This window comes from Pseudomonas sp. Z1-12, assembly GCF_051132015.1.
GTDB classification, from domain to species: Bacteria; Pseudomonadota; Gammaproteobacteria; order Pseudomonadales; family Pseudomonadaceae; genus Aquipseudomonas; species Aquipseudomonas zanjanensis.
Genome location: NZ_CP071647.1, coordinates 4,196,519 through 4,216,805 on the forward strand (window position 1 = coordinate 4,196,519; position 20,287 = coordinate 4,216,805).

The 20,287-nt window shown below is 58.2% G+C and carries 18 protein-coding genes and 1 pseudogene; 6 read left to right on the plus strand and 13 right to left on the minus strand.

Annotated features, from left to right (window positions below):
- Positions 1-8: 8 nt before the first annotated feature.
- From J3P85_RS17710 to J3P85_RS17720, 3 genes are all read right to left on the minus strand, one after another.
- Positions 9-830, minus strand: a complete 822-nt coding sequence (locus tag J3P85_RS17710; protein WP_434702724.1) for an amino acid ABC transporter ATP-binding protein — start codon at positions 828-830, stop codon at positions 9-11.
- A gap of 57 nt (positions 831-887) precedes the next feature.
- Positions 888-1,730 (minus strand): substrate-binding periplasmic protein, encoded by an 843-nt coding sequence (locus tag J3P85_RS17715; RefSeq protein ID WP_434702725.1) that lies wholly within the window; start codon positions 1,728-1,730, stop codon positions 888-890.
- A 223-nt stretch (positions 1,731-1,953) separates the two neighbouring features.
- A complete protein-coding gene (locus tag J3P85_RS17720; RefSeq protein WP_434702726.1) occupies positions 1,954-2,865 on the minus strand; it encodes a LysR family transcriptional regulator in 912 nt (303 codons plus the stop codon).
- Between the two features lie 216 nt (positions 2,866-3,081).
- Between J3P85_RS17720 and J3P85_RS17725 the strand changes: the two genes are divergently transcribed.
- Positions 3,082-4,572: a CoA-acylating methylmalonate-semialdehyde dehydrogenase gene (locus tag J3P85_RS17725; RefSeq protein WP_434702728.1), complete on the plus strand. Its 1,491-nt coding sequence runs from the start codon at positions 3,082-3,084 to the stop codon at positions 4,570-4,572.
- A gap of 289 nt (positions 4,573-4,861) precedes the next feature.
- Here the strand turns inward: J3P85_RS17725 and J3P85_RS17730 are convergent, their stop codons facing one another.
- The 4 genes from J3P85_RS17730 to J3P85_RS17745 are packed head-to-tail and all read right to left on the minus strand — an operon-like array spanning position 4,862 to position 8,396.
- Entirely contained in the window at positions 4,862-5,698 is an 837-nt protein-coding gene (locus J3P85_RS17730) for a sugar phosphate isomerase/epimerase family protein (RefSeq protein ID WP_434702729.1), read from the minus strand.
- A 1-nt stretch (position 5,699) separates the two neighbouring features.
- Entirely contained in the window at positions 5,700-6,932 is a 1,233-nt protein-coding gene (locus J3P85_RS17735) for an NAD(P)/FAD-dependent oxidoreductase (protein ID WP_434702730.1), read from the minus strand.
- An 18-nt stretch (positions 6,933-6,950) separates the two neighbouring features.
- Positions 6,951-7,271, minus strand: a complete 321-nt coding sequence (locus J3P85_RS17740; protein WP_434702732.1) for a MocE family 2Fe-2S type ferredoxin — start codon at positions 7,269-7,271, stop codon at positions 6,951-6,953.
- Positions 7,272-7,307: 36 nt separating this feature from the next.
- Positions 7,308-8,396 carry a fatty acid desaturase family protein gene (locus J3P85_RS17745; protein WP_434702733.1) on the minus strand — a complete coding sequence of 363 codons (1,089 nt, stop codon included), beginning with the start codon at positions 8,394-8,396 and terminating at the stop codon, positions 7,308-7,310.
- 162 nt (positions 8,397-8,558) lie between these two features.
- Here J3P85_RS17745 and J3P85_RS17750 point away from each other — a divergent pair, with 162 nt between their 5' ends.
- Entirely contained in the window at positions 8,559-9,608 is a 1,050-nt protein-coding gene (locus tag J3P85_RS17750) for a LacI family DNA-binding transcriptional regulator (RefSeq protein WP_434702735.1), read from the plus strand.
- A gap of 218 nt (positions 9,609-9,826) precedes the next feature.
- Here J3P85_RS17750 and J3P85_RS17755 read toward each other — a convergent pair whose 3' ends face one another.
- Positions 9,827-10,852, minus strand: a complete 1,026-nt coding sequence (locus J3P85_RS17755; RefSeq protein WP_434702736.1) for a LacI family DNA-binding transcriptional regulator — start codon at positions 10,850-10,852, stop codon at positions 9,827-9,829.
- A gap of 336 nt (positions 10,853-11,188) precedes the next feature.
- On the opposite strand from J3P85_RS17755, the gene J3P85_RS17760 reads away from it, so the two are divergent.
- The 4 genes and pseudogenes from J3P85_RS17760 to J3P85_RS17775 form a co-directional block, all read left to right on the plus strand.
- Positions 11,189-12,217: a Gfo/Idh/MocA family oxidoreductase gene (locus J3P85_RS17760; protein ID WP_434702738.1), complete on the plus strand. Its 1,029-nt coding sequence runs from the start codon at positions 11,189-11,191 to the stop codon at positions 12,215-12,217.
- Positions 12,214-13,173 carry a sugar phosphate isomerase/epimerase family protein gene (locus J3P85_RS17765; RefSeq protein ID WP_434702740.1) on the plus strand — a complete coding sequence of 320 codons (960 nt, stop codon included), beginning with the start codon at positions 12,214-12,216 and terminating at the stop codon, positions 13,171-13,173. Before J3P85_RS17760 ends, J3P85_RS17765 begins: the two co-directional genes overlap by 4 nt.
- A gap of 97 nt (positions 13,174-13,270) precedes the next feature.
- Positions 13,271-14,689: a sugar porter family MFS transporter gene (locus tag J3P85_RS17770; RefSeq protein WP_434702741.1), complete on the plus strand. Its 1,419-nt coding sequence runs from the start codon at positions 13,271-13,273 to the stop codon at positions 14,687-14,689.
- Between the two features lie 174 nt (positions 14,690-14,863).
- A pseudogene (locus tag J3P85_RS17775) lies at positions 14,864-15,373 on the plus strand (aldo/keto reductase); the annotation flags it as partial.
- A 79-nt stretch (positions 15,374-15,452) separates the two neighbouring features.
- Here the strand turns inward: J3P85_RS17775 and J3P85_RS17780 are convergent.
- The 5 genes from J3P85_RS17780 to J3P85_RS17800 all read right to left on the minus strand — a co-directional run bounded on the left by J3P85_RS17780 (position 15,453) and on the right by J3P85_RS17800 (position 20,231).
- Positions 15,453-16,733: an OprD family porin gene (locus J3P85_RS17780; protein WP_434702743.1), complete on the minus strand. Its 1,281-nt coding sequence runs from the start codon at positions 16,731-16,733 to the stop codon at positions 15,453-15,455.
- Positions 16,734-17,013: 280 nt separating this feature from the next.
- A complete protein-coding gene (locus J3P85_RS17785) occupies positions 17,014-17,709 on the minus strand; it encodes a hypothetical protein (protein ID WP_434702744.1) in 696 nt (231 codons plus the stop codon).
- Positions 17,710-17,730: 21 nt separating this feature from the next.
- A complete protein-coding gene (locus J3P85_RS17790; protein WP_434702745.1) occupies positions 17,731-18,624 on the minus strand; it encodes a fumarylacetoacetate hydrolase family protein in 894 nt (297 codons plus the stop codon).
- Positions 18,625-18,627: 3 nt separating this feature from the next.
- Complete coding sequence (locus J3P85_RS17795; RefSeq protein WP_434702746.1) at positions 18,628-19,428, minus strand: fumarylacetoacetate hydrolase family protein; 801 nt, start codon at positions 19,426-19,428, stop codon at positions 18,628-18,630.
- A complete protein-coding gene (locus tag J3P85_RS17800; protein WP_434702747.1) occupies positions 19,425-20,231 on the minus strand; it encodes an IclR family transcriptional regulator in 807 nt (268 codons plus the stop codon). The genes J3P85_RS17795 and J3P85_RS17800 overlap by 4 nt, the downstream gene beginning before the upstream one ends.
- Positions 20,232-20,287 lie beyond the last annotated feature (56 nt).

Below are 20,287 nucleotides of genomic sequence, written 5' to 3' on the forward strand. Positions count from 1 at the left end.
GTCAGCCCTCAGTCCAGGTGCAGGACTTTTTCTAGGAATTCCCGTGTACGGGCTTCTTTGGGCTGGGTGAAGATCTGTTCAGGCGGCCCTTGCTCAACCACCTTGCCGTTGGCGCAGAACACCACTCGCGTCGCGATGTGACGGGCGAAATGCATGTCGTGGGTCACGATGATCATCGCCATCTTCTGCTCCGCCAGCTGCAGCATCACGTTCTGCACTTCGATGACCATTTCCGGATCGAGGGCCGACGTGACTTCATCGAACAGCATCAGCTTGGGTTCGAGCATCAAGGCACGGGCAATGGCCACCCGCTGCTTCTGTCCACCAGAGAGTTGGCTCGGATACGCATTGAGTTTGCTTTCCAGGCCGAGGCGAGCGAGATAGGCACGGGCCTTCTCGGTGGCTTGTGCCTTGGACAGGCCATGGACCTTCATGGGCGCCAAGGTCAGGTTGCTCAATACGGAAAGATGCGGAAACAAGGTGTAATGCTGGAACACCATGCCAATCTGGGTGTGCAAGGCCGCATCCAATGGCTTGCCTTGGCGCTTGCTCCCACAAATGTAGGGCTTGCCCTGAAAATCGATGGTTCCACCCTGGATACCCTCCAACCCCATCAGCACCCGCAGCAATGAACTCTTGCCACTGCCACTCGGGCCGATGATCACCAGCCTGTCGTCGGCACGCATGTCCAGGTTGAGGTTGTCCATCACCACGAGCTGCTCGCCATAAGACTTGCAGACCCCGCGAAGCTGGATGAAGTCGCCGACAGAGGCCACATCGCAAGCGTGCACCGGCTGTGGCTGAGCCGCCACCAAATGGGGAGTATTCATTGGAAGTGCCTCCAGGAGAGCTGCCGCAACCGGCAGCCCTCGGATTCTGAGCGGGGGTTACTGAGCTTTGTTAGCCGCGTTGACTTGCGCCGATGCCTTGTCCACCAGCGCATCGATCTCGCCCGCCTCGCGGCGCTGGCTGAGATAGATGTTCAGTACTTGGAGGTCAGCGGGCGAAACATCGCGACGAATAGCGAAGGAGACCCCTTGCTTGGCAATCGCCGGCTTGGGCATGACTTCCTTGGACCAATCGGGGTTGGCCAAGGCGAACAGATGGTTTGTGTCGCTGGCATCAGCCAGCACATCCGCACGGCGCGACATCAGGGCCAGGCGGGTTTCATCCGAGCCTGGCAAACGCACGATGGTCGCTTGCTTGACCAAGCCTGAGACCGCCTTGTCTGCTGCGCTACCGGACATCACCGCAATGGTCACGCCGGCTTTATCGTAGTCAGCAATCGATGTGCCCGCACCGGCGAGCTTGGGGTTGTCCTTGTTGATCAGCAGCGAGATCTGATAGTCGGTTGCCGGTACCGTGAACGCTACCGCCAGGGCGCGTTCAGGGGTCTGATTCAAGGCCATGGACAGGTCCCATTTGCCACTCTGCAACCCTGCCACCTGGTTGTCCCAGACCGTATCGACAAACTCGACCTTGACCTTGAGAACCTTCTCGCCGAAGTCGCGACACAGGTCCACGAAGTAACCACTGTACTGGGACGATGCGGCATCGCGCATCACATAGGGCGCCGCGACCGCCGCACCACAACGCAGCACTCCCGCTTTTTGCACATCTTTCCATATCTGGGATTCGGCAGCCTGAACCGGGGCTTGGGCAAGCAAGGCCCCCATCGCTGTTACGCCGAGCATTGCATTGAAGATGGAGCGAGGGAAAAAACGAGTCATTTTGAAGCTCTCCGTAAGGTTTTTGTTTTAGGCAGAAGAGAATCGTGGCTGTATGTTTTTATGTGCATTACGTTGTGCTCAGTGCTGCATACAGATTAGGACCGTGTGAAAGTTCGTGTCAACAGGGCCTGTAAAACTTTTTCCAAGGCGACAAACGACAACGCGAGCCATCGATGGATGGGCTCGCCAGATGCGATGGGAGGGAGAGATGTACAGCGCGGAATTAACGGGACTGCTGAAGAGCTTCCAGGAAGCGTTCAAGAATCAGGTTTTGCCGACGCCCTTTGCGGGTCGCAACGGCTAGTTTGGTTTCGAAGAACAGGCGATCTGGGCTCAAGGCGACCATCATCCCTTTTTCCACCCAGTTCGCGGCATAGTGGTCAGGCAGAAATCCGATGTAGCTGCCGGTGAGGATCAGAAAAGCAATGCCCTCGCGGTCCGTGGCGGAAGCGGCCAAGTTGAGCATCTGATGCAAGCCTATGGCTTCGGCGGTCATACGATAGCTGGGCACCACGGCATCGGCGCTCGCTAAATCTTCGTTGCTGACAGCGCCAGCGCGTTGAAACAGTGGGTGCTCGACACTGCAGTAGAGATTGGAACGTTCTTCGTACAGCAAACTGTAGTCCAGCCCCGACAGCGGCGTGATCAGCGGAACAGCACCCACGTGCAGCCGTCCATCGAGGAGGCCACGCTCGATCTCCCCCGGCGTGCTCATGCTCAGATTGACGCGCACCCCCGCCCCCTCGGACCTCACGGCCTTGAGGGCTTGCGTAATGAGCATTTTGGGTTGGGTGACCAGATTGTTGACGATGCCGATGTTCAGGTCGCCGCGAAGCTGCTGATGCATCTGGTTGACCTCGCTGCGGAAGCCTTCGATCGCGACCAGCACTGCCTCGCCGGCGCGCATCACTTCACGCCCTTCATCAGTCAGGGCAAAGCCGGCACGGCCCCGTTGACACAGGCGCATGCCCAGACGTTTTTCCAGATCGCTCATGTGCAGACTGATGGCCGAGCGACTGATGCCCAAGGCGCTTTCTGCGCCGGCGAAACTCCCGCATTCCACCACCGTTCTGAAAATCCGTAGTAAACGCAGGTCGAAATCACTGACCTGACTCAAAGGAGACTTCTTCGCCATAGGTGAGCCTTACAATATTTTAAGTGAAGTGGATATAGATTTAACTCACCTATTGAGAGAGCACAAGCTAGGTCATCTCCATCAGTAGGATTGGCCCCATGCACCAAGTCCTGCAGTAAACGACTTCCCTGGCCAGCCAGCTCCAACGGGATTCACACTGGATGCCTCTGTCGAGCAACCGCAACTTCAAGCACGATCCTGGATATGAGGTTTTTTATGAGTAACGTTCACCACCTGATCAACGGCCAGGCCGTACACGCTGGCCGTATGGCCGATGTGTTCAATCCATCCACCGGCCAGGTCATCCGCCAGGTTGGCCTGGCCAGCATCGAAACCGTTCGAGAAGCAATCGACGCCGCCCAGGCCGCCTTCCCTGCCTGGCGCAATACGCCCCCGGCGAAACGGGCGCAGGTGCTGTTCCGATTCAAGCAGTTGCTGGAAGCCAATGAAGCCAACATTGCTCAACTGATCAGTGAGGAACATGGCAAGACGTTGGAGGACGCAACGGGTGAACTCAAGCGCGGGATAGAGAACATCGAGTACGCCTGCGCCGCGCCTGAAATTCTCAAGGGCGAGTTCAGCCGCAACGCAGGACCGAGTATTGATGCCTGGTCTGACTTCCAGCCCATCGGCGTGGTAGCGGGCATTACACCCTTCAATTTCCCAGCCATGGTCCCGTTGTGGATGTATCCATTGGCGATCGCCTGCGGCAATACCTTTATTCTCAAGCCATCGGAACGTGATCCGAGCTCAACCCTATTGATTGCGCAACTGTTCCACGATGCCGGCCTGCCCAAGGGCGTTCTGAACGTCGTGCACGGCGATAAGACTGCGGTCGACGCGCTGATCGAGGCACCGGAAGTCAAGGCGCTAAGCTTTGTCGGCTCCACGCCTATTGCTGAGTACATTTACACTGAAGGCACCCGACGCGGCAAACGCGTGCAGGCGCTGGGCGGTGCGAAAAACCACGCCGTGGTCATGCCGGACGCTGATCTCGACAACACGGTCAACGCGTTGATGGGCGCCGCATACGGTTCCTGTGGGGAACGCTGCATGGCCATCTCCGTCGCCGTTTGCGTGGGTGATCAAGTGGCCGACGCCCTGATCGCCAAGCTGACGCCACAGATCAAGGCACTGAAGATCGGTGCCGGCACCGAGCGCGGATTGGACATGGGCCCGCTTGTCACCCGCGCGCACATGGACAAAGTCATCGGCTATGTGAACGCAGGTATCGAGGCCGGTGCGAGCCTGCTGGTCGATGGTCGGGATTTCAAAGTACCTGGCCACGAAGAAGGTTTCTTCATTGGCGGATGTCTGTTCGACCACGTCACTACCGAGCAGACTATCTATAAAGAAGAAATCTTCGGTCCGGTGCTGTGTATCGTGCGAGTGGACAGTCTTGAAGAGGCCATGCGCCTGATCAACGACCATGAATACGGCAACGGTACCTGCATCTTTACCCGCGACGGCGAAGCCGTCCGGCTGTTTTGCTACGTAATCGAAGTCGGCATGGTGGGTGTCAACGTCGCCCTGCCCGTCCCGGTGGCGTATCACAGCTTCGGCGGCTGGAAGCGCTCGCTGTTCGGCGACCTGCATGCCTACGGACCGGATGGCGTACGGTTCTATACCAAACGCAAGGCAATCACTCAACGTTGGCCCAAACGCGCGAGCCACGAGGCGTCGCAGTTTGCGTTTCCAAGCCTTTAACGGGTCAAAAGCGGTGTTAGTGGCTACCGACGATGTAATTGAGGTCGACCGACTTCCTCATGACGCCGTGGGAGTGCAGCTGCATCTGCCCAATGATTGACCACAAACGCTAACGGCTCACGCCCCAGCATATAGATTTCAGTCGTATAAAAAGCCACTCATTTGAGTGGCTTTTCTGAATCTTGGGGCGAGAAACGAGACTCGCATCCGGTGTCCGCCCCATTGAAATTTAAAGAGTTTGCGTTATTAATCCACTGATACAGACCGTCACAACCCTCCATGCCTTAGATCAGTCCCCCGCCTGACACTCATCCCAAACACCACGCATCAGTTCCTTCAGCATCAGCGCCTCGCCCCAGCGATCCGTTATATCGCGCCCATCACTCCCCGTGATCGCATAGGGTGGCGGGCCAAGTTCGCAGGTGAAGGACAGGCTCGCGGGTTTGTTCGGTCGCGCCAGCCAATCCTTGATTCCGTAACGCCACCAGCCCAGAAACCGGTCCAGCCAGGGGCGATGCTGGGCGAAGGTCAAGGGCACCTGGACCTGCTCGCTATTAGCGACCCGCCCATGAAAACCCCAACTGTGTCGTAGGATGGTGTGAATCTGTTCGTCGTCTTCGGTCGCGGCCGACTCAGGCAATTCGCGGCCCACGACGTAATGGGACAAATCAGCCAACAACTTGAGGTCGGGCATCTGCGCGAGCAAATCGAGGGTGAACAACAGGTCACTGGTGAGACGATAGCGGTGGGTTTCCAGCAGGATCGGAAAGTCCACCTGCTCGGCCAGACGCTGCCAGCCTTCGATCAGTGCGACCGCCTGCGCCAGCGTGCGCGGCCGGACGTCGGCTTGCAGCGTGAGGTGGTGGCAGCCGTAGCGGGAGACAACCTCAAGCGCTTGCGCCAAGTCACTCACGGTGCGGGGAAACAGTTGACCTTCGATTTGCAGGCCTTGCGCCTTGGCAGCGGCATGCAGACGTTCGGCCTGTGGCGCGATCCAGAAATGGTCGGTGATTCCATCGAAGCCAGCAGCGGCAATCTTCTCCACCTGCGCCTCAAGGGAAAGATCGCATTGACCACGGTGATCTTGCATGGCCCACAGGGACTGAAATACCAGGAGTTCACGCATGTCAGGGCCTTAGCAGATGTTTGAGCGACACATCGGCGTCGGCCAATGCGTCCACAGAGAGTGGGGTCAAGTTGGCAATCAGCCGTTCACACAACTTGATGTCCTTGGCAACGCTGTTGCCCTGCCCCCAACCGCAGGCGCCTTGCAAACGTTGCTCGGTGTCCAGGTAGAACAGCAGCAGACCACCGCCTGCCAGGGCGCGAACGGCCGAAGGTGGCGTCGGTGAGATCACGCCCACTGTCTGCAAGCCCCAGTCGTACTGATCAGACCAGAAGCCGGGAACACCCTCGAACGGCAACTCGCCGCCCAACAGATTCAATGCCGCGTGGCGGCCCTGGGTCTCGGCATTGCGCCAGGTTTCCTGGCGCTGGAATAACGCGTCGGCGTGCAGGCGAAACTCACACACATCGCCGGCAGCAAAGATGTCTGGCGCGCTGGTGCGCAACTGGGCATCGACTCGAATCCCCTGGCCCACTTCAAGCCCCGCCGCCGCGGCTAATTCGATGTTGGGTTGCATGCCGATACCGACCATCACCCAGTCACAGGGCAGCACCTGGCCGTCCACCAGTTGCACCGCCTCAGCGCGTTCAATGCCTTGTACCCTTTCAAGCGCTACGTTCAGCCGCACGTCAACGCCCTGTTGCCGATGCAATTCCAACAAGGCCTGGGACACAGCTTCAGGCAATACTCGCCCGGCCAGTCGTGGCCCGGCTTCCAGCAACGTCACCTGACAGCCTAAGGTCCGGGCCGTTGCCGCGACTTCGAGGCCGATAAAGCCACCGCCGATGATCACCAGGCGCGTGCCGGGTATCAATGCGCTGCGCAGGGCCAGGGCTTCGTCATGGGTGCGCAGGTAAAGCACGTTGGCCAGAGGTTCAGGCGCCAGGGACAAGCGACGCGCTCTGCCCCCGGTCGCCAACAGTAATCGGCTGTAGGGCAACCAACGTCCGTCGGTCAATTGCAGGCGGTGGTGCTGCGGATCCAGGCTTTTTACCGGGTTGCCCGCCAGGTGTTCGATGTTCAGTCCAGTGAGCTGGCTATCCCTCCACAGGCTGCAATCGTCCAGGTCCATCGTGCCCTGCAGCAAGCCCTTGGACAGCGGAGGACGCTCGTACGGCAAATGGCGTTCATCGCCGATCAGGATCAGCCGACCGGTATAACCCTGCTCGCGCAAGGTCAGCGCGGCACGGCCACCGGCATGGCCGGCGCCGACGATAATCAGTGGCGCATTCATGGCGTGCACTCCTGGCGGTCAAGCCGAAATGGCGAGCAGGACCCGTCCCGCGTCGACCCGTACCGGATAGGTCTTGAGATTGACGCACACTGGCGCCCCCAAGGCTCTGCCGGTGCGATAGTCAAAGCGCCCATTGTGCTTGGGGCACTCGATGACATGGTCCATCACCAGGCCGTCAGCCAGGTGGATCGACTCGTGAGTACACAGGCCAGCAGTGGCGAAAAACTCGTTGTCAGCAGAGCGGTAGATGGCATAGGTATGCGGACCGTGGTCGAAGCGAATGACGTCTTCTTCATTGATTTCGCCCACGGCGCATACATCGACCCATTGATCGTTCATGGCGTTTTCTCTTGTTCGGGATACAGCCGGAAGGTGTCAGCCCAGGGTGGCTTCAGCCTGTGGATGAGCGTCGGTGGCAGGCCTTGAGCTACCGACGGGGCGTCGCACGAAATACGTCGGATCCTTGCGCTGCTTCAAGAGGGTCGGAATGATTTCCTTGAAGGCCTCGCCTATGTTGGCGTAAGGCGGCGGGCAGTCGTGGCGGATCTCTTCATGGAGTTGCGCCAGGGCGTGGTACGGCACCATCGGGTACATGTGGTGCTCAAGGTGATAATTCATGTTCATGTACAGAAAGCGCAGTACCCGGTTCATATATATGGTGCGGCAGTTGCTACGGTGGTCCAGCACGTCCTCCGCCAAGCCCACATGTTGGGTGAGGCCTAACAGGTAGGACAACCAGCCGCCATACAGGATGGGCAGGCCGATATACATCAGCGGCAACCAGCTGTGCAGGTAAAGCGCCACACCAAAGACAACGGCGTAAATCACGAGCCAGATACGGGCCGCCAGGAACACCTTGGACCATTCGGACTCAGGGATAAACGTCTGTTCCTCGGCACCCATTCTGCCGACCGCGTGCCGGCACACGCCTCCCATCGTCTTCAGCAGCAACGGGATCTGGAACAGGCTCAGCAGCATCATGAACAAGCTCGGTGGACGCGGTTCGACGATTTCCGGATCGCGGCCGACGACGATGGTGTCGGTATGGTGCCGAGCATGGCTCCAGCGCCACACATGGGGCTCGAACATGCACATGAAGCTCGCCACCTGGTAGAGCGCATCATTCATCCAGCGGGTATTGAAGGCAGTGCCGTGAACGGTTTCATGCCAGCGCGGGTTGGAGGCGGTGGCGTACAGAACGCCATACGCAAGGAAAAACGGCACACAAGCCCAAGTACCCCAGAACCAGTAGCCGCCGAAGCCGGTGATCAGCAGGGTCAGCAGCCAGATGGCGGTGTCGAGCAAGGCCGGGCCGTCGCGGCGCTGCATCAGTTGCTTCATGCGTTGACGGGAGATGGGTGACTGGTACCAACTGGCCGATACAAGGCCTTTTTCAGCCGCGCGGGCGGCTTCAGGGCCGGTCAGGCGATAGTCCCGAGTAGAGGCGGTGTTGTCTTGAGACATTGTTATTGTTCTCCGCAAGCGTGAGATGTCAGGTGCTTTGCGTAAGAAAATATAGAGAGCGTGAAAGGCCCCCTCAAGGCCTTGAATACATTCCCTATCAAGCTATCATCCAGCTCCTGCGGGGCTTGATAGTTTTCTATCAAGACGCTTTGAAGGTGCATCATGAGTAACAATAAACGCCCTACCATCGCCACGGTCGCCGAACACGCAGGCTTAAGTGTCGCCACCGTCGACCGCGTGCTCAACGCTCGCGCCCCGGTTAATCCAGCCACTGCCGAACAGGTGCTCCAGGCCGCCGAAGCCGTGGGCTATTTTGCCGCACGGCTGATCGGCCAACGCATTCTCGAACGCCGCCCCACGTACCGTTTCGGCATCCTGCTGCTGGGCACCGCCCAAGCGTTCTACGCCAACCTGGCCCAAGCCATCACCGAGGCCGCGCAGCGCCAGGTCGGGGCCAACCTGACCTGCCAATTCGAATACGTTTTTGATCGCACCCCCAGCGCCATCATTGCCCAGATCGAACAGTTGGCGGTGCAATGCGACGGCCTGGCGGTGGTCAGCTTCGCCCATCCGCTGATCAACGCCACCCTTGCCCAGATTCGCGAGGCCGGAGTGCCCGCAGTGGCATTGCTGTCGGGCATTCATGAGGCGGCGGCCGAGCCCTATGTCGGCCAGGACAATCAGGTAGTCGGGCGCACGATGGGGTGGCTGCTGGCCCGCACCTGTGGCGCGCGCAAAGGCAGCATCGGCATTCTGCTCGGAGGCCATCGCTTTCTTGGCCACCAGGAGCGGGTCGAAGGCTTGCACAGTTACTTGGCCGAACACGCACCTGGGTTGCGCCCGCTGGAGCCGCTGATCAATCTGGATAACTGCGACATCACTGAAGAAGCAACCCTCGACCTGCTGGTTCGGCATGACGATTTGCGCGGGTTGTGCGTGGTAGGCGGCGGTGGCGACGGGATTATCAACGCCTTGGCGCAACTGCCCAAGCGCCCGGCGCTGTGTTGCATTTTGCAGGAGTCCACCGAGCTGTCACGCCGAGCCCTGGCCCAGGGTTTGGTCGACGTGGTGATCGATTCTCAGCCGCGCCAGACTGCCACGGCCCTGGTGGACCTACTGGTGGAATTGCAGACTGCCGAGCAGTTCGATCCTATGCGTCACCGGGTCCATATCCCGCTGCAGATTGTGACATCGGAGAATTCCCAAAGCTGATGGGCTGGCACAACTTGTTCGGCCCTTGATGGCGCGGTTAACCGCCATTTACTACGGCACCAGCGTCTGTGTTTCGGAAGCCGAGGTGTTCGTGAATGGTTATTGGCGGACATGGCCCGCCGCTGATCCAGTAACGAGCGAGCGCTTGGATGTCCTTCCTGAGCTGCGTTCAAAACCATGATCAGAGTAAACAATAAAATAGCAACCGCAACGTAGCCTTACGCACCACAGTTATATCGAGTGTGAATCAAGATCTGTGTTGAAGGTGGCGTGCTCGCCGCTCCCTCAATCGTTCCTCGTATCCAGCGCACCGCTGCGGCAGTCTCGCCAACGAAATCATGAGAAATCACATAATCCATGACGCCGGATTCCAGCATCGCCCGCGTATGAACCGTAAGCTCATGGCCGACGAAAATAGGCCGATCTTCAGCCGCGATAGTCTCGATTGCCTGAGCAACGCCCCGATTGGCGCCGGCCACGTTGTAGATGGCTGCCGGGTAGTCGTGCTTGGAAAAATAACGCGTCAATTGTTCAGTCGTGGTCTGAGGGCGATCGTCGGACATCACTCGTTCGTCGATTTTCAGATACGGAAACTCGGAGCGAAGCACCCTGCGAAACCCCATCTCCCGCTCTTGCTGACAGCGAAACGGCACACTGGTCACCAGCAGGATTTTCGCGTGCGCTTTAGGTAACGCATTGCCGATCAGCAACCCAGCAACACTGCCCGCCGCATATTGATCATTGCCGACGTAAGCACTACGCCCGGAGTTAGGCAGGTCGGTGGTGAGGCACACCACTGGAATACCCAGGCTGCACAGTTTGCGAACCGCTCGGTTGATTGCCGGATGCTCCCGCGATACGACGATCATACCATCGGCTGAGGCGCCCTCAGCCTGAACCTGATCAGCAAAAGTGGCGGGATCGACCTGGTTAGTCGGTACATAGTAGCCATGCACGACGACGCCAGGTGTCGAAGCGTTCACCAACGCCTCGGCTTCGGCCAACGTCGCATTGAAGGTTTCGCCCGAATCGCAAAATAGCTTGATCTGCAACGTTGCCATGCCGTCAGCCAAATCCTTCTTTAGCTTATCCAGCGCCGCCAGCACTTTCAGACGTGTGTTTTCTCGTACGCCGGGACGGTTGTTCAGCACACGGTCGACGGTCGCTGCCCCGACCCTGGCCACTTTGGCAACCTGTTGAACAGTGGGCCCCTTCCATAAGCGCGCCGATGTTTGCGTTGTCATATAGCCCGCCCTTTCTTGATGTTCTTTACACCATATACACAGTCCTTACGGCTATTTTCAAGCCAGAGGTAACCATAACCGGATTTTCAACTTGAGGTTTTTTACATCATAAACGGCCTATGGCGCTTCTTGATGATTGTTTTTTCGGTGCCAATAATCGGGGCATAACAAACACAACAACCGCCAGGATTGCTCCCATGAATCACTCGCCTCATCGGTTGGTTTCGACCGCCACGGCTACGCCGCTTATGGCCCACGTACATCTCCTTCTCTGTCAACACGCGCGCGGGTCCGACGCTGCGTTAATGACGTTCGCCCATTGATAGGTCGTTGAACATGAGCATACGAATCGCCGTTATTGGCGCGGGTATCATGGGGGAAGATCACGCCCGCATCATTGCCCAGGATCTTCCGGGAGCCACGTTGCATGTGGTGTGTGACGCCTCGCCAGAACGAGCGAAGCTGATAGCTGATCGTTATGGCGCTGCCGACGTCTCCACCGACCCACTGGTCACGCTTTCAAGGTCCGATGTCGATGCAATCATCATCGCCAGCCCGGACGAAACCCATGCGGTCCTGACCCTGGCAGCCATTGAGGCAGGGAAACCCGCGCTGTGTGAAAAGCCGCTGTCTCAAAGCCCGGACCAGTGCCTGGCCGTCATCGACAAAGAGGCATCCCAGGGTCGCCAATTCGTGCAGCTGGGCTTCATGCGCCGGTTTGACCCTTCGTACAGGGAAATGAAAAGTGCCTTGAGCGACGGCGTGATAGGTCGGGCGGTGATGATGCACAACTTCCACCGTAACGTAGAAGCCCCCGCCAACTTCAGCGGGCAAATGGCGATCAGTAACTCCGCGCCTCATGAATTCGATGTAGCACGTCACGTTCTCGACACTGAATACCTTGCCATATCAGTGTTCCAACCCGCCCACACGTCCACGGACGGCGTCGGCGCTCCGGTGTTCATGGTGCTGGAAACCCGCGAGGGCCACCTGGTGAACATCGAAATCAACAACAACGCCCATTATGGGTACGACGTACGTGGCGAGCTGGTGGGCGAGAAAGGTTCCGTGCAACTGGCCACCCCCGTACATGCTCGCTTCAACACCCATCTTCAGGGTTTTGAACGGTACGCTGCCGATTGGCGGCCGCGTTTCGCCGACGCCTACCGCCTGCAGAACAAAGCATTCGTAGAGTTCATCAACACAGGTATGTTCCCGGTCCATGCCGCGAATGCCTGGGACGGCTATTGCGCCGCCATTGTCGCCCAAGCCGGCATCGAGGCACTCAACCAACGTCGCCGGGTCGTTTTGCCAACGCTGCAAGCACCGCCCCTCTATCGGCCGCACGAAGGAGCTACGTCATGAAGCTGGGATTCGTCACCGATAGCCTCGGTAATCTGCCCCTGCATGAAATGCTCAAGCAAGCTGAACGGCTGGGCGTGTCGGGCCTGGAGATCAACACCGGCGGATGGTCGACCGCGCCCCACTTTAACTTGGCGCAGATGCTCACCAGCACCGAAGAACGCCAGGCACTCAAACGCAGCTTCCAAGAGCACAACCTGGAAATTATTTCCCTGAACGCCAACGGCAACCCTTTGCATCCCACGCAGCCTGCACAGGGCCAGTGCCTCAAGGACACGATACGGGTGGCCGGTGAGTTGGGCGTCAAGACCGTCTGCACCATGTCTGGCTTACCTGAGGGTCAGGCCGGCGACAGTATGCCGAACTGGGTGGTTGCCTCATGGCCTCCCGAGACCCAGACAATGCTGCGCTATCAATGGGAAGAACGCCTGCTGCCATTCTGGAGCGAGATAGCTGATCTGGCACGGGAGAACGGGGTCGAGCGTATCGCGTTGGAATTGCACGGCAATCAGTGCGTCTACAACGTCCGCTCGCTTCTCAAGCTGCGCAATGCAATCGGACCGGTGATTGGCGCCAACCTTGATCCCTCTCATCTGTTCTGGATGGGCGCCGATCCGCTGGTGGCCGCCGAGGCATTGGGCGATGCCATTTACCATGTGCACGCCAAAGACACGTTGCTTAATGCGCCAGTCCAGGCCGTGGACTCACTCCTGGAAAATGGCTCATTGATGGACATCTCATCCCGTAGCTGGTCCTACATCACACTTGGATTCGGCCACGGTGAGCAATGGTGGCGGCAGTTCTGCTACCGCTTGAAAATGGCGGGCTACGACGGCTGGCTATCGATCGAGCACGAGGACGTTTTACTCAACAGCCTTGAGGGTTTGGAAAAGTCCGTGAGGCTGCTACAGAGCGTCATGCCGGTTGCCACCAGCGATTTCAAACCCCAGCCCATCTGAATCGCACCACGAGAAAACCCCATGTAATTGGCTATTAAAAACGCTGACCGCGATGGCGAGTGAGCATCCCCCATGAGTTTCAGTCAGGAATATCACAATGACAATTAATTCCTACGGAAATACGGCAGACACCTCAGCCTCCTATGTGAGTCCTGAAAAACACCAGGCACAGCGCTACCTGCAAAAAATCACTTGGATTGCCACGTTTGGCGGCTTGCTATTCGGCTTCGATACCGGTGTCATCAATGGTGCCCTGCTCTACATGAAAGATGACCTGGGCCTGACACCCTTCACCGAAGGTTTGGTCGCCAGTGCTCTATTGATCGGCGCCATGATGGGTGCGCTGTTCAGCGGTCGCTTATCAGACCTCAAGGGGCGCCGCCGCATTATTCTTTTCCTCGCCGTGGTGTTTTTTCTTGGCGCCTTGGCTTGTGCGCTAGCCCCCACCCTTAACGTGATGGTGGCCGCCCGCTTCACGCTGGGGTTAGCGGTGGGCGGCGCATCAGTCGTCGTGCCGGCGTACCTTGCAGAGATGGCCCCCTCCAGCATCCGTGGTCGCATCATCACCCGCAACGAGTTGATGATCGTCACCGGGCAATTCCTGGCCTTCACCACTAACGCCACACTGGGCAATTTGTTTAGCGATCTCGATGGTGTTTGGAGATGGATGCTGGCTTTGGCTACCCTGCCAGCGGTGGCCCTCTGGTTGGGCATGCTTTACATGCCGGAAAGCCCGCGCTGGCTGGCAACCAAAGGCCGCTTCAGAGAGGGCCTGGAGGTACTGAAACTAGTACGGGAAGAGTACTACGCCAAGGCTGAAATGGAGGCCATCACCCAACAGATCAGCAACGAACGCTTCATCAAAAAAGGCGGCTGGCGCGACCTGTCTCAAAAAGGCGCGCGACGAATCTTTTTGATTGGCATCGGTATCGCTGTTACATCGCAGTTGACCGGAGTCAATTCAATCATGTACTTCGGCACGCAGATCCTCACAGAAGCTGGCCTGGAACAACGTAGCGCACTGATCGCCAACGTCGTTAACGGCGTCATCTCGATTGGCGCAACGTTCGTGGGCATTGCTCTACTGGACCGCGTCGGCCGTCGCCCAATGATGCTGCTCGGCTTCACGGGCACCACATTGTCATTACTGTTGATTGGCCTGGTTTCAGTTTTTGTCGACCCCTCCGTCACCCGCGCCATGCTCATCCTCGGAGCCATGGCGATGTTCCTTGCCTCCATGCAAGGGCTGATCGGACCTGCTTTCTGGGTACTGTTGGCGGAAATTTTCCCGATGCGCATCCGCGGCGGATGCATGGGTATGGCGATCGCAGCCTTCTGGTTGACCAATGTGATGATCGGCATGTTCTTCCCATCCCTGGTTGCGACGATTGGGATCGGCCAAACCTTCTTTGTGTTCGTGGGAGCAGGCCTCCTGTCCCTGACCTTCGTCGCGGTGTGGGTGCCGGAGACACGAGGCAGCACGCTCGAAGAAATTGAACAGCGGCTGTATGGTTAGACGGCGATGAAGTCGCCACGCTAACTGCCGTTCCTCCGTTTCCTGTTTCGTTGTACGGAGGGCGAAGGTATGGGCTGCCGCCATGGGCACGACTGGTGTCCCATGGCGTCGCAGCCGTCGCCCAAACAGGCGATATTCTCGCGCCTCGATCAACGGAGAACATCATAAAATACAGTGACCTTGGCCGAACTCACGCACACCGTTCCCATCGCAGCTGCGCAGTTCCAGCACAGCCTGGTTCATCGCGAACCCGAAGCCGACCTGTTCCCTGCATCGCACGCTCTGGGCCTTGGTATCGTCACGTGGTCGCCGCTGGGCGGCGGCATGCTGACGGGCAAGTACCGCCAAGGGGAGAAAGGTCGCGCCGAAGGTTTGGGCGGCCGGGTGTTCCAGCCGGAAAATTCGGCGCAGCGTACGCAAATCCTCGACGCCGTTATTGCCATCGCGAATGAGATCGGCGCCAGTGCGGGTCAGGTCGCCATCGCCTGGGCAGGCACCCACGGGGCGGTGCCGATCATCGGGCCACGCTCAATGACCCAGCTCACCGACAACCTCGGAGCGCTGTCGCTTGAACTTTCCGCCTAGCACATTAGCCGTCTCGATACAGCAAGCGTCCTGGCGCCCTCAGCATCTGCGCGTACGGTAATCCCCTGGGCCGAGAGCGCGGATCGAGTCGTGGCGTAATCCGAGTTTGAGAAGCCCGTAATATGAACGCCACCAACTCGCCGCCTACTTATTCAAGGAGTTCGATCGAAAGACGTTTTTATAGCAGCGAGATGGGGTAATTAATGAAAATCCGGTTTTCATCAAACTCATTGGTGCTGAAGTCCCGACGCATCGACGCATTACGCCATTTCACGTTGAGGTTCTTCAGCGCACCGCTCTGCACGGTGTAGGCCAGTTCGGTTTCACGGCCCCACTCCTTGCCATCGTCAACCGTGGCGGTGTGCACGTTGTCACCGCTGATGTAGCGGTTCATCAGGGTCAGGCCCGGCACGCCGACGGCGGCGAAGTTGAAGTCGTGGCGCAGCTGCCAGGATTTTTCCTTGGCGTTGTCGTAGCTGGAGTTGTAGCTGTCGTTCGCCAGGGTGCCGCCGCTGGTGCCGTTGACGCGCATCCAGGCATCGTCGCCACCGACTTTCTGCAGGCCGACGTAGAAGGTGTTGCCGCCGTATTTGGCCGAGAGCATGGCGAACGCGGTCTTGTTGTCCAGATCGCCAGCCAAAGCACTGCCGTTTTCCTTGCCGGTGAAATAACCGAGGTTGGCGCCCAGGGTCCAGTCGCCCATGGGCTGGCTGTGGGTCAGGTTGAAATATTGCTGCTGGTAGATGTCGGACAGTTCCGCGTACCACACACCGACCTGGGTGCGTTTTTCGTTGAAGGCGTATTCGCCGCCACCGAAATTGAAACGGTCAGACGTGAACGCGCCACGGCCGTTCATGGACATGTCTTCCATGCTCGCGTCGTTGCGCGGGCTGTTACCACGGAACTGGCCGCCGTAGAGGGTCAGGCCGTTGATTTCGGTGGAGGTCACCTGGCCGCCACGGAAGGTTTGCGGCAGGGAGCGGCCGTCGTCGGAGCGCAGGATCGGCAGCGCTGGCATCCATTCGCCGACCTTCAGTTCAGTCTTCGATACCTTGGCCTTCAGGGCCACACCCAGGCGACCGAAGTCATCGGCGGGGCGACCGTCGTCATGCACCGGCAGCAGTTGTGTACCTGCTGTACCACGGCCGCCGTCGAGCTTGACCGAATACATGCCCAGGATGTCCACGCCGAAACCGACCACCCCCTGGGTGAAGCCAGACTTGGCGTCGAGGATGAAACTCTGGGTCCATTCTTCGGCTTTGCCTTGGACGTTGTTCGGGTTGGTGAAGTTGCGATTGATGTAAGCGTTGCGCAAATTGAGGGTGGCCGTAGCGCCATCGACAAAGCCACTATTTTGATCGGCTTGAACAGCGGCTGACGAACCCGCGCAGACCGCAAGAGTCAGACTGATCAGGGATTGATGTGAAGGTACGCTGCGGGAACTAATAGGGTAGCGCATGATGTTTTCTCAGAGTTATTATTGTTTTTATTGCGTTTTTAGCTCGTCATTCAACTTGCTCACAGGTGCGCGAAGCGTTGACTATCGAGCAACTGCGGCAATCCATTGCTGTCTTTTAACAGCCATTTATTGAAAAACTTGATAACTGTTTAATATCGCCTTAAGCAAAACCCGAGCGTGCGCAGACGCGAGCCTGATTCAATGCCCGTAATGGCACGCTCGTGGGGAATTGCGCAAAAACAACGACTTGAAAGTTAAAACGTACTCGAACGCTCGGCGATCAACCCGCACTTCCCGGCGTTTTGCAACGTGTGTATTCCAATTGATAAAGCGTGGTTTCCGGCCCCATCGATTGCCCCTCCAACAGCCTTTGCAGCTCAGCCACAAAAGACTCGCCGGCGACACGGACGTAGTCAGGCGCACAACCTTCGATCATGACGATCCAGGCCGGTATCTGGGTGCCTTCGGCGCGGGCCTTTTTCTCTGCGGTTTCAACTTTGCTGACGGCCTCATCAGCCACGCACAAATGCACGCCGGTAATACCCTGTTTATCAGCAACCGGAGGAAGCACGCTCTGGCGCAATGCGTCTGAAACCAGTTTATGCCGCCCTTCGACAACATCGAAACGGACCGTTAACAGATACGCGCCCTGCCCCACACCGCTGGTGTAAGTGACCGCGCAAATGGATCGCGCGACGTTGCGATAGGACTGTACCGACTGTTGGGTCCATGCCGTCGGACTGTTGAGGCGCGACAAATAATCCTGCCCACCCAACACCTGCACGGTGTCAGCCTCATAGAGGTTGAAATAGGTCGGCCCTGCATCCAAAGCAATGTATCGGCGCCCCCGCAAAAAGCCAGGAATTCCAGCCCGCTCCGGCATGTGTTCACGGTTATGCCACTCATAGAACTCGTCCCGCGCTTCGGGCAAAAGATCGTGCCAGATCGCGACTACACCTGTTCCTGCAAAGCTCATAGCGTTTTCCCCTAGCAATAGTCAGTCAACATTGGGATGGCGACCGGCGACCCATGCAGCTCCCATTTCAGCAACGTAAGGAACAACGGTCTGAAATTGTTCACCCAGCCCTTGGCCGCCGACACGCATGGTGTCACCCGCCTTGAGGAATACCGGCGGCTTTTGCCCGAGCCCCACACCGGGTGGCGTACCGGTAATGATGACGTCGCCCGGCATCAGCGGCATGAAGCGGCTGAGGTACGCGACGATATGTGTCACGCTGAAAATCATCGTGCGGGTATTGCCGGTCTGCAGACGTTTGCCATTCACGTCGAGCCAGAGGTCAAGTGCCTGTGGATCGGCAATTTCGTCACGGGTAACCAGCCAAGGCCCCAGTGGGGCGAAAGAAAAACCGCTTTTCCCCTTGGTCCACTGACCTTCGTACTCCAGCTGATAAGCCCGCTCGGAAACATCATTGGCCAAGCAATAACCGGCGATGTGATCCAGAGCCTGCGACTCATCGATCTGCCAGGCAGGCGTACCGATGACGATAGCCAGTTCGACTTCCCAATCCAGCTTCTGAGCCCCGGTTGGTAAAATAACCGGGTCATTAGGTCCGCTGATGGACGCGGTGTGTTTGTTGAAGACCACCGGTTGGCTCGGGATAGGTGTATCCGTTTCAGCCGCGTGATCGGAGTAGTTCAGACCGATGCAAATCAGATTAGGTACGCTGCCTACACATGGCCCCAGACGTGTGCCAGGCGCAACCACTGGCAGCTTTTCAACGACAACAGCACGCAGTTTTTCCAACACTGTCGGGCTCAGGGCCGACGCATCGATGTCGTCGACAATGCCCGAAAGGTCTCGCACGATTCCTTGCGAATCCAAAATTCCCGGCTGTTCCTGCCCCGGTAAACCAAAACGAACTAAGCGCATTTGTTATTCCTCCAGCGTTGAAAAATGGACAGACAATGAGCCGGCCTCGCCAAACTGGACATGCAGTGGCTGATTAACCGGCACATCGAGAACACCTGCATAGGACCCGGTGATGATCACCTGCCCTGCTTGCAGCCCTATCCCTTGTGTAGACAGAAAGTTGGCCAACCATACGATCGGCAACAACGGATCCCCGTCCGGATGGCGGCCCTTGATATTCAGGGGCTCTGCCTTCGCATGGCTCAGGGTGATATCCAGTTCAGAGGGCATGCTGGCAGGGTTCGACAGCGTGATTGACGCCCCAAGTACCAGGCCGTGATTGAATAGACCGTCGGCGAGCAATTGCTCGAACGGCAGTGTCTGTGGATCGGTGTAACGGCAGTCGATCACTTCCAATGCCAAGTGCACGTCACTGATCGCTGCAGCGATCTGTTCAGCGGTATAAATCTCGACACGTGCCGGCAAATCTTGGGCCAGGACGCACGCCAGTTCGGGCTCGATGCGCGCCTTATCGGCCTCGGCAGCCACTTGGTAACGTTCGCCTTTTACGATGCTGTCGCTATAGATCGGAGCAACGATCCACTTGCCAGCCGGGGGTAACGCACATTTCCATCCCCCTACGGTTTTTCCAGCCAATAGCCCTACATGCTGCTGGATGGCAAAACCTTGTGCCAGGCTGTTTGGCAGATTCGGGCCTGGCAAGGATGCCAGCCGAACACCCTCTAGCCGTGCACGGACCAGAGCGGCAGCGGCGACCTCCAGCCCCAACCCTACCTCGGTCCATGCAGGTGCGAGCTGGCTCATACGCTCTCCGGATGCACGCTGTTCTGGCGCGGCCAAACCGTACCCAGCTTGTTGGCTGCATCTTCCAGCAAGGCATGCAATTCGTCATAACGCTCAGGCTGCATGCGTAAGACCGGGCCGGCGATGCTCATCGTGCCGACCACAGTACCGGACGGAATCAGCTTGACCGGTACGGCAATCGCCCAGACCCCCGCCTCGGCTTCTTCGATGACCAGGCCATACCCGCGCTTGCGAGTCAGCGCCAGCTCGGCCAACAAGCCTTCGATGCTGTTGATCGCTTTCGGCCCCTGCCCCATCCCGGCGTCAGCTTTCCCCAGCCCACTGCGCAGCGCATGCTCAATGGCCAGTTCATCCGGCATCGAGGCCAGCCAGACCTTGCCATTGGCGGTGGCGTAGAGATTGATCGGTTTATCCACGGCCGGCGAATACATGAGCCCCGGCGCGGCGCCTTGGGCCGAAGACAACCAGGACAACGTGCCCTCGTTGACCACCGTCAGCCGCACCAGCTCTTGGCACTGAACAGCCACTTGCTCAAGGATCGGTTGGACCAATTCAGGCAAGCCAATCCCATGTAAATAGCGCTGCCCCAGCAGTGCCAGCTTAAGGGTCAAGCGGTATTGCGAGGTAGCTTCATCCTGCTCTGCCCACCCTTGCTCGACTAACTGAGCAAGCACTCGATGGGCAGGCCCTTTTTCCAAGCCCAGCTCGGCTGCGATATCGGACATCCGCATCCAGCGAGCTTCACGTGCCAGCAGCTCGATGGCCTCCAGGCAACGGTCGACAGCACCTTTGACGACTCTCATATTTTTCTCGACTTATCTTTGACAATGAGGTGAATGTGAGCAACATTGTTCGTAAT